The sequence below is a fragment of the Kyrpidia tusciae DSM 2912 genome, from assembly GCF_000092905.1.
Taxonomy (GTDB): Bacteria; Bacillota; Bacilli; order Kyrpidiales; family Kyrpidiaceae; genus Kyrpidia; species Kyrpidia tusciae.
On record NC_014098.1, the window covers coordinates 2,518,684 to 2,532,169 of the forward strand.

General features: G+C 56.7%; 12 protein-coding genes. 2 read left to right on the forward strand and 10 right to left on the reverse strand.

Annotated elements, in window-relative coordinates; translation table 11 throughout:
* Positions 1–16: 16 nt before the first annotated feature.
* From BTUS_RS12510 to BTUS_RS12545, 8 genes are all read right to left on the reverse strand, one after another.
* The gene (locus BTUS_RS12510; protein ID WP_013076437.1) at positions 17–1,309 is read right to left on the reverse strand and encodes a (Fe-S)-binding protein; all 1,293 of its coding nucleotides are present in this window, start codon (positions 1,307–1,309) and stop codon (positions 17–19) included.
* On the reverse strand, positions 1,281–2,018 hold the full coding sequence (locus BTUS_RS12515) for a hypothetical protein (RefSeq protein WP_052300631.1): 738 nt from the start codon (positions 2,016–2,018) through the stop codon (positions 1,281–1,283). Before BTUS_RS12515 ends, BTUS_RS12510 begins: the two co-directional genes overlap by 29 nt.
* 8 nt (positions 2,019–2,026) lie before the next feature.
* Positions 2,027–3,094 (reverse strand): CoB--CoM heterodisulfide reductase iron-sulfur subunit A family protein, encoded by a 1,068-nt coding sequence (locus tag BTUS_RS12520; RefSeq protein WP_013076439.1) that lies wholly within the window; start codon positions 3,092–3,094, stop codon positions 2,027–2,029.
* A 41-nt stretch (positions 3,095–3,135) separates the two neighbouring features.
* Positions 3,136–4,338 carry a heterodisulfide reductase-related iron-sulfur binding cluster gene (locus tag BTUS_RS12525; protein WP_013076440.1) on the reverse strand — a complete coding sequence of 401 codons (1,203 nt, stop codon included), beginning with the start codon at positions 4,336–4,338 and terminating at the stop codon, positions 3,136–3,138.
* Between the two features lie 53 nt (positions 4,339–4,391).
* Positions 4,392–5,084 carry a 4Fe-4S dicluster domain-containing protein gene (locus BTUS_RS12530; RefSeq protein ID WP_013076441.1) on the reverse strand — a complete coding sequence of 231 codons (693 nt, stop codon included), beginning with the start codon at positions 5,082–5,084 and terminating at the stop codon, positions 4,392–4,394.
* A gap of 733 nt (positions 5,085–5,817) precedes the next feature.
* Entirely contained in the window at positions 5,818–7,242 is a 1,425-nt protein-coding gene (locus BTUS_RS12535; protein WP_013076442.1) for a SpoVR family protein, read from the reverse strand.
* A 13-nt stretch (positions 7,243–7,255) separates the two neighbouring features.
* Positions 7,256–8,413 carry a sporulation protein YhbH gene (gene yhbH, locus BTUS_RS12540; protein WP_013076443.1) on the reverse strand — a complete coding sequence of 386 codons (1,158 nt, stop codon included), beginning with the start codon at positions 8,411–8,413 and terminating at the stop codon, positions 7,256–7,258.
* A gap of 19 nt (positions 8,414–8,432) precedes the next feature.
* Entirely contained in the window at positions 8,433–10,331 is a 1,899-nt protein-coding gene (locus tag BTUS_RS12545; RefSeq protein ID WP_013076444.1) for a PrkA family serine protein kinase, read from the reverse strand.
* A 198-nt stretch (positions 10,332–10,529) separates the two neighbouring features.
* Between BTUS_RS12545 and BTUS_RS16995 the strand changes: the two genes are divergently transcribed.
* Both BTUS_RS16995 and BTUS_RS12555 read left to right on the forward strand, forming a co-directional pair.
* Positions 10,530–11,678 carry a transglutaminase domain-containing protein gene (locus BTUS_RS16995; RefSeq protein WP_013076445.1) on the forward strand — a complete coding sequence of 383 codons (1,149 nt, stop codon included), beginning with the start codon at positions 10,530–10,532 and terminating at the stop codon, positions 11,676–11,678.
* Between the two features lie 55 nt (positions 11,679–11,733).
* Complete coding sequence (locus BTUS_RS12555; RefSeq protein ID WP_013076446.1) at positions 11,734–11,952, forward strand: hypothetical protein; 219 nt, start codon at positions 11,734–11,736, stop codon at positions 11,950–11,952.
* A 41-nt stretch (positions 11,953–11,993) separates the two neighbouring features.
* On the opposite strand, the gene BTUS_RS18045 is transcribed toward BTUS_RS12555, so the two are convergent.
* Both BTUS_RS18045 and BTUS_RS12565 read right to left on the reverse strand, forming a co-directional pair.
* Positions 11,994–12,761, reverse strand: a complete 768-nt coding sequence (locus tag BTUS_RS18045; protein ID WP_013076447.1) for a L,D-transpeptidase — start codon at positions 12,759–12,761, stop codon at positions 11,994–11,996.
* Between the two features lie 17 nt (positions 12,762–12,778).
* Complete coding sequence (locus BTUS_RS12565; protein WP_013076448.1) at positions 12,779–13,474, reverse strand: HAD family hydrolase; 696 nt, start codon at positions 13,472–13,474, stop codon at positions 12,779–12,781.
* Positions 13,475–13,486 lie beyond the last annotated feature (12 nt).

A 13,486-nucleotide genomic window follows, 5' to 3' on the forward strand; every position in this document is an offset into this window, starting at 1 on the left:
AGCTTTTACTGGCCGACTACTGGCCGACCTCGACCGGACTTTCCAGCAATCCGGCGGACTGGGCGAGCAATTCAGCGATATCCATCACTTCCAATTTTCCTGCGTTGCCGGTCGATTTTACCGCGTCCTCAAAACGCGAGACCTCAAAGGGACAAGCCACGGCGAGGATGTCCGCCCCGTACTCGATGGCCTCCAGCACCCGCCGTTCAGACAGGCGCATGCTCAGGTGGTCGCGGTTAAATCCATCCAGCCACATCCCTCCTCCGCCACCTCCGCAGCAATACGCGGTCTCCCGGCAGTGCCCCATTTCCACCAATTCAAGACCCGGGATCGCATGCAATAGCTTGCGGGGTGCGTCGTACTCCCCGTTGTGCCGGCCCAGATAGCAGGGGTCGTGGAACGTGACCCGCTTTGGAATCGGGATTTTTAAATCCAACTCGTGAATTTTAGAAGCGAGATACTGAGTGTAGTGCACCGTTTGAAAGTCGCCGCCCAGGGCCGGGTATTCGTGTAGAAACGCGTTGTACGCGTGGGGATCGGTCACCACAATCTGGTTGAACCGGTACTTCGAGAGCATCTTGATGTTGTGCTCGGCGAGCATTTCGAATAGGCCGCGCTCTCCGGCCATCCGCTGGGAGTCCCCGGCACACTTCTCCTCGTGGCCGAGAATGCCAAAATCGACCCCCAAGGCGTTGAAAATCCGCGCCAAGGCGATAGACGCGTCCTTGCCCCGGGGGTGGTAAGAGGGGTAGCACTCCACAAACCACAGGACATCCACCGGAGCGTTGTGTTTGCTCATGATGGGTACCGGTACCCCCGCTTGTTTCGTCCAGTCCGCCCGTTTCCGGGGGGATTCGCCCAGGGGGTTGCCATAACGGGCCGTCGCCTCAAAGGCGTCGAGCAACTCTTTCGGGGCTTTCCCCTCGAGCACAGCCTTCTCCCGCACCGCCGGCATGATTTTGATCATGTTGACCTCTTTCGGACATACCCGCAGGCAGTTCCGGCAGGTCGTACAGAGCCAGAGGTCCGGGCTGTCTAACAAGGAGGCGCCGAGTTGGGTACGGCGAAACACCTTGCGCGGCGAGTAATCGCCCACCGTGTCGATGGGGCAGACCCCCGTGCATTTGCCGCACTGGTAACAATATCCAAGGGACTCCGCCCCTTCGATGGAGGTAACCGTCTCCAAAGCGGATAGGTCGTACTCTGTGATGGGTCGCGGTTCAAACATCCGGTTAAACGAACCGGTGAGCCGCATGCCGTCGACAACCACTTCGTAGAATTCAAAGCTTTTGGCTTTCGCGTTGCTCAAGTTGCACTCCCTCCCCGTGCCGGATGCCCAGTAGGCCTTCCACGACTCTCGCGAACGGCGGCAGCACCTGGGTAAACTCAGTAGTCATGCGCCAGGATGTCACGGTAAACATATAGACGGCATACACCAAGGACAAACAGATCATCGGACGATGGCTGTCCGGAACCCGCGGCAGCCGGTGAATCGACTCCAGCACCGCCCCCAAGATCCCCATGCCCTGTGCAATCTGCCCATACTGCTGACTGGGGGGAACCCTTGGTTCCATCACCCGGGGATCATCCAGCAGGAGAACGAAGGCGCCGGTCTGGTTGCCGGGGTTGTACAGCCACCGCGTCCACCAGGGAGCGCGCTCGGGATTTGCAAGATAAAACCAATACGTCGCCCATTCCAGGGCCCACTTTGGCCGCTCCTCCCAGTTGTCGACCGACTGCCAAAACTGCTGTCCATTCCCGCTTTCCGCCAGCCGAGCCAAGACATAAGCCCGCTCTGCACCCCGCTCCCGTTCTGCCGCCGGCAGGCGTCGGGTGGCAGGAATCAGATGCCACGGCAATCTCCCAGGATCCCCCCGACTTTGTTTTATGAGATCAAACTGTTGGTTTGCCGACCGGAGGCGCCGGTCCAAGTGATCAGCCCACGACCCAAAGGCATCTTCTGGAATGAAAGGCTCGGCTTTATCCAGAAACTCCTTGAGCGCCTCCGCATCGATCATCACGCCGTTCATCCGACAGACACGCGTTGCAGCCGGTTCAGCAGCGCCACCGCTTTCATCGCCGCAGCCCCGCCCATGGAAATCGAATCCTCCAGGTCCTTTGGCCCGGCGGCCGCCCCGGCGACAAAAATTCCCGGCACGGGTGTGGAAACGGTGTCCAGGGGCCCCCCTTGGGTCGCCAGAAAGCCATGATCCTCCCGAGGAATGTTGAAAATACGGCTCATCTCGATCGTCCCCCGGGACGGTTCCATCCCCACCGAAAGAATAACCATGTCCATAAGAACTTCCACGGGCCGGCCCATCGTGGTGTCTTCCCCTTTGACCAGCAGCCGATCGCCTTTCCGGATGATCTCGGTCACAATCCCGCGCACGTAGTTCACTTTGTACTCTTCCTGAGCTTTCCAATAAATCTGATCTTCCCAAAACCCATACATGCGCATGTCGATATAGAAAATAAAGACTTTTGCGTTGGGCAACATCCTCTTGATCTCGATCGATTGTTTGGAGGCGATCCCACAGCACACTTTCGAACAATACTTGTTTCCGATCTGCCGGTCCCGGGAGCCCACACATTGAATAAAAGCCACCCGTTCCGGGGGTTCACCCGTCGAAGGACGCACAATCTTGCCTTGTTTCATCATTTTTTCGGCGTCAACCAGGGTGATAACATCGTCGTACTCGTAATACCCGTACATCTGGGTCTCCCGGCCGGGATCGAAATGTTGAAATCCCGTGGCGATGATGACCGCACCCACTTCTTCTTCCACCTGGGCACCATCCGCCCCTGCCAGAGTCACTCTAAACTCCCCTTCTCGCCCTTCGCTTTTGACGACCCGGGTCCCGAGCCGAAGGTCCACCAAGGGATGTTTGCGAACATCTCCCAGTAATCCGGCCATCTCTTCCTCAGTATCCCGCAGGTCGGGGGTCAAGGTGGCGTAACTCGAAGCATAGGGAGTTCCGCCCAATTCATCCCGCGCTTCCACCAGAATCGCTTTCTTTCCAAGATCGGCGACACCCCTCGCCGCCTCCAGGCCCGCGGGCCCGCCCCCCACAATCAACACGCTATCTTTCGGCATACCGGTTCCCCTTTCTGCATCGGAATCGGAACTCAGTTGGATTACATGACTGCTTCCCAAGTGAGCGTCTCCACCGCGCCGCTGCGGATTTTTTCAAGGTCTTGCTCGAATTCCGCCCACGCCGCTTCGTGGTCGATGCCCATCTTGTTGAGAAGGGCGGCGGTATCGGTGGAATGCCAGTGCAGTTGAGCCACCCGATAGGGATGAGCACCCAAAGCCAGGGCGGCGAACTGGGACTCGGACATCACCGGCACCCCGACATTCCGGTCGTGGGCCCGGGCCGCGAACTGGCTCTTGTCGAGCGAAGTCACGCATCCCGTGTCGTGGGTCAACACCACATCGGGGTTTGCTTCTTCTTTCATCACTTCAATCTTGCGCAAGGTCGCAAAACTCCGGGTGAAATCGCGTTCCACGAGGATGTGTCGGAAACCAAATCCACAGCAGTCATACCACGTGGAATAATCGGCGACGTTCCCGCCCAAGGCCGTCACCACCGCCGTGACCACCGCCGTCCTCTGTCCGTTGTAAATTTCCGCGTCATAGACCGCATCCGCCCGCTGCAGTTTGTAATAGTGACAGGCTGGATGAACCGCTACTGTAATATTGGACACGTCCCGCACCCGCCGGGCGGCCAATTGATCCCGCACCGCATACATCCATTCGCTGTAATGTACAATCTCCTCGGGCATCACGAAGGGCCGCCCGAGCTTGTGCAGGATATCCCGGACCTGCCGGCGCAGATTCGCGTCGTGGACCAACTCGTGACGAACCTCTTTGTAATGGCCAAAGCTGGTTCCGCAATGAATGAGGGGATAATATCCTGTCTCATACGCGGCGGCAAAATTCCGCATCGCCACCGCGGCTTGGGCGGCCTGGTTGGAGGTGGCAGAAGCGTAGTAATTCCACCCCGTGCACGACGTTTGATCCCGGGGATCAAAATAGTCGTACCCTAACAACCGATTCAGCCAAAAGATGGACGTGGAATAGCCCGGGATATGCCCGCACTGGCCGCAGCTCTTGTGGTGCCACGTTTTTTGGAGCGGGATCTTCTTCTTCCATCCGAACTTCGTGCGCACTTCCACATAAGGTTCGGGAACCGGCTGGACAATCCATTCCCCTGCCCTCCCCAACTCCCACACCGCTTCCCGGATGTCCTCATCCGGCGCCTCGTTGGGATCGGGTTCAAACACGCGCTGAGTGTCAACCTGCAAGACTCCTCCACTTTTCGCATCCCGGTCAGGCATCGATCCTCTTCTCCTTTCTCCTCGTAACCCGACAGAGTGATCTGTGATGTCCATCAGTCGAAGGTGAGACCCATCTCCTCCAGTTCGTCTTCCATCAGCTCTTCGATAATGGCGTGCAACCCCTCATCCAGGGATGCAATCATATCGAGGGCCCCGGTCATTTTCCAGATCGCAAACAACTCCCGGGTGGTGCGCTCGTCTACCGCCCAGGAAGTCGCCGTGGTGTGCATCGTATCCGGCGGGAGCGCCTTGCGCCACGTGTCGAGGTTCCGGGATACCTCCCGCACCTGGGGCCCCCAATCCGGAAACGCGTCTTCCTGCAACATATCCGGGGAAACCTGGGTGCCGGTGGTCATAATTTTATAAATGACCCGGGTGTATCCCGCCAATGCCTCTTGTGTCGACCGCAGGCCGTTTTTCACCGCCACTTCCCGCATAATCGTGATCAAACCACCGGGGTTATTCTTGCGCGGACAACGCGTACAAGAGAAACATTGGGAGCAGTTCCAGACGTCTTCGTTCAATTGGACGTAGAACGTTTCAACGTCCTCTCGGGCCAGGGTTTGCGCGATCTTACGCGGGGAAAAATCGTAAAATCGCGCCGATGGGCAGGCGGCCACACAAATCCCGCACTCATAACAGCCATATAGATAATCATGGAAGCGGGGGTCGGCCTTTACTTCCGCAAAAAGTCTCTCTTTTTCTTCCAGTGGAATTTCGGTATAGCTCAAGGTCGCCGACGGCAATCGCAGTCCCCCCTCAACCGAAATGGTTCGCCGGTGGTGCAAATGGACATCGATATTCTGTGATGAAACTGTATAATCCCAAACATCGACCTCCTCTGTGAACTCTGCATATGAATGGGGCTGATTTTGAGTTGATTCAGACTCCGCCTCCTTTTCCGACTCCACCAATGCTATTGAAGAGCTCGACATCAAGTGACGGCCGCAGATCTTATCGCCACCGCTTCATCGTCCAGACTGAATCAAAGGGTACGACTTGGGCAGGAAAGGAAGTGTTTGATGGAAGTGCTTCATTGAAGTGCTTCTATACGAGGTGCAACATCCAAGTGCTGTGTGGGTACCGCGCGGTACTGGTACGATACCCGGTAGGGTTCACTGTTTATTCATGGTTTTGATTATAATCCACATTTATGGTCTCGACAACCCTCTTTATTGTTTTTTAACTTATCTGTTTTCTCTGCACATCCCTTTCGCCGGATCGAAAACATTTCCATCCCCTCGGTTCGGCGAAACTGTTTGCTGCAAGCCAAAAAAAGGCCCGCACAAGCGGGCCCTGGGTGTAATGCGAAGTTAGCGGCAATGTCGATGATGGTGCCTCTTGCACTTGACGACCAAGATCTGACCTGGATGCAGACAGATGAAAATCTTCTTCGGTTTCCGCACCTATCATCACCACCTTCCCCCTGCTACATCCTATGCAGCCGGAAACTGGACAGAGTGGACGATCGTTCCAGGATCAAAGAAATTTTCGATGGTTCTTTTTCCCGTCATAGCTGAAAAGGATCGCCCGGCTATCCAACACCGTTTCCAGATGGACCGGACGCCCCCACAACCGATACACATAAGGGAGCGTTTTTTCCACATACTTGACGTCCAACTCCACCCCTTCATACCGGTGCTTGAGATACAGCTCACCGTTTTGCAAGTAATCCCCGTCCTGCACGAGAATCACGGGAAATCCGCCGTTGACCCGGGCGGCGCACAGAGTGTCCCGCACTTTCTCCCAATCCGTCTCCACCACCCGCCACTCATTGCCCATCTTCTGGTAAAGATAGAGGTTCAGTTCCTCCACCAGCTCTTTGGTCAAATAGTTGCGCAAAAAGGAGGTGTCTGTCTCGGTCTCCCGCACCTCAAACATCTTCGCCCGCCCTTGGCCGGGTCTCGCTCCAAAGCGCCGGCAGGCCTCCTCAGGCGGATCATTCCACCGTTTCTCGATATCCTCCCAGATGGCGAGCCCCACATAGTACGGGTTAATGGACGTCTTGGACGGAAGCACCACTCCGGAATGCATCTGAGAAAAATCCACCGCTTCGTCGGAAGTGAGATCCATTTCTCTCATGATGCGCAAATGCCAGTAGGTCGCCCAGCCTTCGTTCATAATCTTCGTCTCGATCTGCGGCCAGAAATACAACATCTCGTCCCGCAGCACCGAGAGAATATCCCTTTGCCAATCTTCCAATACCCGGCTGTGCTCAATCAGAAACAGGACGAGATCCTTCTCCGGCTCCGGTGGAATTTTCCGCGGTACAGCCAGTTCCGCAGGTTTCGCCGCCGACGGGGGCTGATCGAGCGCCCACAGATCGCCATAGGGAGTTTGCGGCTTCTCCACTTGTTGCCCCTTCTCTCGGCGCTCCTCCCAGTCTCTGGGGCGACGGCGAAAAGTCACCGAAGGGTCGACGTGTTCCTGGATGGCGAGAGCGGCATCCAGAAACTGTTCCACCACGTCTTTGCCATATAGCAGTTCGTAGCTCCGAATCCGCTCGGCGCTGGCCGCCATACTCTCCACCATGAACCGCGAGGTATGGGCGAAGTGGGCGTTATTCTTGAAAAAGTCACAATGGGCGAGAACGTGGGCCGCCACGAGTTTATTTTGCAGCAGCGAGTTGCCGTCCAGTAAAAATGCGTAACAGGGATCCGAGTTGATCACCAGTTCGTAGATCCGGCTGAGGCCAAAGTCGTACTGCGTTTTCATCCGGTGAAAGGCCTTGCCGAAACTCCAGTGGGAAAACCGGGTCGGCATCCCGTACGCCCCAAAGGTGTAGATAATGTCCGCCGGGCAAATTTCAAAACGCATCTCATAAAAATCGAGCCCGAATCCTCGGGCGAGATCCATCATCTGTTCGATGGCCTGTTCCAGCTGGCGTATCTCCTCCCGGTTCATCCCTCTCCCCTCCCTAGGACGCCTGCTGATCCGCCCCCGGCGAGAAAAATGTGGTTAAAGCCTTGTAGACGTCCCCTTTCTCCCGGATCAAAACCGCCCGGAACTTCGGATTGTGAATGTGGCGATAGGCACTCATCAACGTGGAGGTCCGCTGATACTGGTTCACTTCTCCGTAACCGAAGATGTTACATTTGCCCATCAATTCATTGACCAGCTGAACACACCGCTCATTGTCCGAAGAGAGGTTATCCCCGTCCGAAAAATGGATCGGGTAGATGTTCCACCGCTTTACGGGATACTCATGATCCACGAGATCCAAAGCGAGTTGGTACGCGGACGAGCAAATCGTCCCTCCGCTCTCTCCTTTGGTGAAAAATTCCGTCTCACTCACGATCTTGGCCTCGGTATGGTGGGCGATAAACACAATGTCCACCTTTTGGTACTTGGTGCGGAGAAACCGCACCGTCCAGAAAAAAAATGTCCGGGCCACGTATTTTTCAAAAACGCCCATGGATCCGGAGGTATCCATCATCGCAAGCACCACGGCGTTGGAGCGCGGTTCTTCGATCTCTTCCCAGGTCTTATATCGCAGATCGTCCGGCGAGATGGGGTGGATACCCGGCTTCCCCTGCATGGCGTTACGCTTCAGGGTTTCGAGGATCGTCCGTTTCTTATCGATGTTCGAGGACAGACCTTTTTTGCGCACATCATTAAACCTGATATCTGTCACTTCTGTCTCGAACTGGTCCTTGGGCTTGAGGTCTGGAAGCTCCAGATCTTTAAAAAGGACTTCCTCGATATCCTCCACCGACACGTCGGCCTCGTAGTAGTCGATTCCCGGCTGATCGCCGGCACCCGGACCGGTTCCCGGTCCTTGGGCGGGTTCGCCGTCTCTTCCCAGCACATCGCCGGGTTTGGCGTTCCCATCCCCGGTGCCGCCATGTGCCTGTTTTTCGTAATTAAATCGGAACCGGTACTCGTCCAGGGAACGAATCGGCACCTTGACGATCTGCCGCCCGTCTGTCATAACGATGTTTTCTTCCGTGATGAGGTCCGGGAGATTCTTCCGGATGGCCTCTCGCACTTTTTCCCGGTGGCGCTGCTGATCCTGATAGCCTTTGCGGTGAAGGGACCAATCTTCCTTGGAAACGGTGAATCGAACCGGTGCCACGTTTCTCCCCGCCCTTTCGCTACCGATTGAGCAAACTGCCGGTGTACCGCAGCAGTTCGTTCGCGCAGATCGGACAATACCCGTGTTCCTCGATCAACTGTTTGGTAACTTCGTTGATTTTCTTGAGTTGCTGGGCGTCCGGCGTCTTGGTGGAAGTGGTGATCTTCACCACATCCTTCAGGTCGGCGAACAGCTTTTTTTCGATGGCTTCCCGCAGGCGCTCGTGGGAGTGGTACTCGAACTTCCGTCCCCGGCGGGCGTAGGTGGACATGCGAATCAGAATTTCCTCCCGGAACGCTTTTTTGGCGTTTTCCGAGATGCCGATCTGCTCTTCAATGGAACGCATCAGTTTTTCATCCGGATCGATTTCTTCTCCCGTAATAGGATCTTTCAATTTTTGCCAATTACAATAGGCCTCAACATTGTCCAGGTAATTTTCGAACAGGGTTCTGGCCGATTCTTCATACGAATAAACGAAAGCCTTTTGCACTTCTTTTTTCGCCATGTCGTCATATTCTTTTCGCGCCACGGCGATGAAGTTGAGCAGCCGCTCTCGGTCTTCTTTGGTGATGGAGGGGTGCTGGTCAAGCCCGTCCTTCAGCGCGCGCAGGACGTCCAAAGCATTGATGCAGGGGGTGTCCCGCCGAATCAGCGCACTGGAGATCCGGTTGATGACATACCGGGGATCGACGCCGGACATGCCTTCATCCGGCGCTTCCTGGCGCAGCTCTTCAATATCCTTTTCCTTAAACCCCTCCACCGTCTCCCCGTCGTACAGGCGCATTTTTTTCACCAAATCCATACCCTGTTTCTTGGAGTCCCGAAGCCGGGTGAGCACTGAGAAGATCGCTGCCGTCCGCAGGGCGTGAGGGGCGATGTGCACATCCCGGAGATCACTCTGACGCACTAATTTTTCATAGATCCGCACTTCATCGGTGACGCGCAGGTTATACGGGATCGGCATGACGATCATCCTGGATTGCAGGGCTTCATTCTTCTTGTTCGCGATAAACGCCCGGTATTCCGCCTCGTTGGTATGGGCGATGATCATTTCGTCCGCAGAGATGAGGGCAAACCGCCCGGCTTTGAAATTTCCTTCTTGGGTGAGAGAAAGCAGATGCCAGAGAAACTTTTCATCGCATTTCAACATCTCCTGGAACTCCATCAGCCCGCGATTGGCTTTGTTGAGTTCCCCGTCGAATCGATAAGCCCGGGGGTCGGACTCGGACCCGTACTCGGAAATGGTGGAAAAATCGATGCTTCCGGTGAGGTCGGCGATATCCTGGGATTTCGGGTCCGAAGGGCTAAAGGTGCCGATGCCCACCCGATCGTCTTCGGAAAGGAGCACCCGTTCCACGGGCACTTCCTCCACTCGGTTGTTGTACTCATCCTGGACCCGCAGGCGACACGCGGGACACAAGGTCCCTTCGATCTTGATCCCGAACTCCTGTTCAAAGTCCGGCCGGAGTTCCGGAGGGATCAGGTGCAGGGGTTCCTCGTGCATGGGGCACCCCTTGATCCCGTACAACGCGCCTGGGTCGGTGCGGGAGAACTGCTCCAAACCGCGCTTGAGCATGGTCACGATGGTGGATTTGCCCCCGCTGACAGGACCCATCAAAAGCAGGATCCGCTTTCGGACGTCCAGACGCCGGGCGGCCGAATGAAAATATTCCTCCACCAACCGTTCGATCGCGGAATCCAAGCCGAAAATTTCCCGTTCAAAGAATTTATAGTGTTTCCTTCCCTGTTTGTCGGTCTGCACACCGGCAGCGGCGATCATTTGATATATACGGGAGTGCGCAGACTGCGCAACGTGTGGTTTGGCTCGGACGATGTCGAGGTAGTCTCGGAATGTGCCCTCCCAACGGAGTTGCTCTTCACGAGCCCGGTATTCCGACAGGCGGTCTAAGATGTCCATGATGTCTCCCCCTTTTCATCGGGCTCTTGCCCCGATCCTTTCCGGAAGGGTTGTGATTTTGTAAAATATATTCATGTCCGTTAGTCTGATAGCACCGATCCCGTCGTCCTGGGTCACAAAGTTGACAACGTCCTACGTATTCCATATATATGCGGCGCGATGAGTCCTGTTGCCTGGCGAACCGGAGGTGGCTGCCCATTGGACCATAATTGGATCACTCTCATTGCGGCCTTCCTGCTGCTATCTCCCATTGTCATCGGCCTGTGGCGCGGGTTGCCGGGTGAATTGGAACTGATGAAGTACAGCATTCGTTCGGCACTCGGATCTGTGCAGTGGATTCTGGCGTCCCTGGCCGCTCTGTGGCTTTTGCGGACGGTGGTTGCCCAAAACGCCTGGGGCATCCCTCAGTTGCAGTGGGTCAGCCGTCAGCTTCACGGAAGTTTGATCGCATGGGCCGTGGCGGTGCCGGTGACGGCGTTCCTGTTTTCGTGGATTTTGGATCTGTTCGCCCAACCGGTGATCGGCCTGGCCGTGGGCGTGCTTCACCGGCTGCAGGGGTTGGCCTCTCGGCTGCCCAGAGCGTTGAACCATACCCTGGGTGGTCTTCTCCAAGTTCCCCGGGGCGCCCTTCACATGTTGGTGTTTGTAGCAGCCATTCACCTCATCCTGCCCTATATCCATGCCCCGACCGTGGAGGCGATGGCAAAGGAAAGTTCTTTGTATCGATGGGCGGATACCCGGGTGGTGGCGCCGCTTCTGTCGAGCCCAATCGCGCACAAGGTTCCCGTTCTCGGGGATCAAGCCAATCGATGGCTGACCGAGTTAACCCAAGAGGCAGCCAAAAACGCCCCGCCCGAGGCCCGGGGGTTCTTGACCTGGCAAACCCGCTTCCAATCGAATAGCCAGATCGATGCCACTGCAAAGCAGGTGGTTCAAGGAGCCCGGACAGACCGGGAAAAGGCTTACCGACTGTATCGCTGGATCGGGGAACACGTGCAGTACGATAATCAAAAAGCGGCCGCCATTGAACAGGGGCAGATTCAATCGCTATCCTTCGGGGCGATCTCGACGTTTAACACCGGCAAGGGCGTGTGCACCGATTACTCCGCGCTCATGGTCGCCATGGGCAGGGCCGTTGGCCTTCAGGTCAAACAGGAGTTCGGTACAGCGGTGTTGCCCGATGGAAGTGGCGGACCCCACGCCTGGAATGTGGTCTATTTGGCGGACGAGAAAAAATGGATCCCCTGCGACCCGACGTGGGAACAGGCGGGAAATTACTTTGACAACCCGGACTTTTATGCAACTCACCGCCCGGATCATCAGACGGGAGCCGATGCGGCCCAATGAAGCGGGTGAAAAGTGGATCGGTGGTTTGGGGCATACTGAAGGCGGAGGGATCGAGGTGGAAGATATTCGTCGGATCGTCGAACAAGCCGCCGGGGGAAAGCCGGTCTCCGTCCAGGTGCTGTCCTACGGAGCAACGGTGAAAACGGATAGTGTGGAAACCCGCAAACAGGTGGCTCGCGCCTTGGAAGCCGCGGGCTTCGTTGTCCAACCCGTTTACGGCGAAGGAGAGGAGTTTCTCTATCACCTGAATGTCAGCCTTCCGGTCATGCACTGAGACATCCTGGGCGGCCGACCGGGACGGCGGCCGCCCGGAATTCAATCGTGAATAACGACCTTCGTCTCAGGTGGAATATTGTCATAAAACCATTTGGCATCCGGCACCGAGAGACGCAGGCATCCGTGAGACGCTTTCTGCCCCAGCTTGTCCGCCTCGCTTTGAATGATCTGCTGATTCTGGTCCATGGGAACACTATGAAAGAGAAATTCGAGCCCTTTGAACGAGACCCAATACATCCCGCCTTCTTTTTCTTGGGCATTATAAAACCAAGTATCCCGCTGGCCAATCTGGAAAGTTCCCCGGGGAGTGGAATTGTCCGGATTCGTATCCAGTCCCGACGAGGTGACCATAACCTTGAGCACCTGATCGCCATCTTTGATGTACACCCGCTGCTGAGAAAGATTGCAATCGATCCACAGATTCTTGCGCTGTTTCAGGGCTTCCATGGTCAGTTGGCTCGCGGGCACAAAATCCTCTGAACTCGCCCGCATGCCTCCACTGGGCCCCATTGTCTGCTGCATGGCCCCGGCTCCATGCCCTTGGGCCGCCTCCGGCCCCGCTCCTGGCGCAGATCCAGGAGTCCCATCGTTTCCCCCCTGCCCCTGCGCCGACCCTGCCGACTGTCCCGCCGGTTTCGCGGCGGAGGCCGATCCTCCACCCGGCTGCCCTTGACCCGATGGGGCTCCCGCTGCCCCGCCCGCTTGCGAACCCGACTGGGTAGCGGGAGACGGCTGTGCAAGCCCCATCCCACATCCCGCCAGCGTTAGAGACAGGACCATCGCCACCGCCATGCGCATTCGCCGCATTCCACCGCCTCCTCGCGTTAAATTTCCCTGTGTTTGATCCACTCCAGCACGTCCGTCAACGTCCCGGTCCAGGCCGGGGAGCGGTCCGCCGGCACCGATCCCACGAGACAGTCGGTGACGAGACCCACCGGGATTCCCGCCTCTGCCGCTGCCCCGTCCTCCACAACATCGTTGCCGATCATCGTACACTCCTCCGGACATCGGCCGATCTTCGTCAGAATCTCGCGGTAATACTGAACCCGGGGCTTACAGTAGTGGGAATTCTCCATGGTCGTCACCAGCCGAAACGGAATGGCCTCAAGGCCCGCCCAGCGCAGTCGCTCATGAATTGCCTTTTCGGGAAAAATCGGATTGGTGGCCACCACCAGCTCATAACCTTGCTCCAGAGCTGTGCGACAAATTTCCTGGGCCAAGTCCGTCGGCCTTGCCAAATGGCGAAGCTGGGCAAACTCTTCCTCATAGAAGGCCTTCATCTCCGCCCAGACTTCTTCCTTCCCGGCGCCGGCCCTGGCCATGAAGGCCTCCCGGAATACTTCGTCGTTCGTGCGATGGGGCTCGTCGTTCTTCACGGTGTCTTTGACCGCCGCCCAAATCAAGTTCACCAGTTCATCCGGCGCCAGCCAGCGGTCCACCCGGCGGGCCATGCCCGAGAAACAGCCGTGCAAAAAGGTCTCCAGATCCAGCGGCAAAAGCGTCCCATCGAGATCAAACAACAGGGCCCTCCG

What these genes read in the sequence shown, in the direction of transcription:
- BTUS_RS12515 (WP_052300631.1), bottom strand. Translation starts at nt 2,018, where the DNA reads ATGATCGATGCGGAGGCGCTCAAGGAGTTTCTGGATAAAGCCGAGCCT.
- BTUS_RS12520 (WP_013076439.1), bottom strand. Translation starts at nt 3,094, where the DNA reads ATGCCGAAAGATAGCGTGTTGATTGTGGGGGGCGGGCCCGCGGGCCTG.
- BTUS_RS12525 (WP_013076440.1), bottom strand. Translation starts at nt 4,338, where the DNA reads ATGCCTGACCGGGATGCGAAAAGTGGAGGAGTCTTGCAGGTTGACACT.
- BTUS_RS12535 (WP_013076442.1), bottom strand. Translation starts at nt 7,242, where the DNA reads ATGAACCGGGAGGAGATACGCCAGCTGGAACAGGCCATCGAACAGATG.
- BTUS_RS12545 (WP_013076444.1), bottom strand. Translation starts at nt 10,331, where the DNA reads ATGGACATCTTAGACCGCCTGTCGGAATACCGGGCTCGTGAAGAGCAA.
- BTUS_RS18045 (WP_013076447.1), bottom strand. Translation starts at nt 12,761, where the DNA reads ATGCGGCGAATGCGCATGGCGGTGGCGATGGTCCTGTCTCTAACGCTG.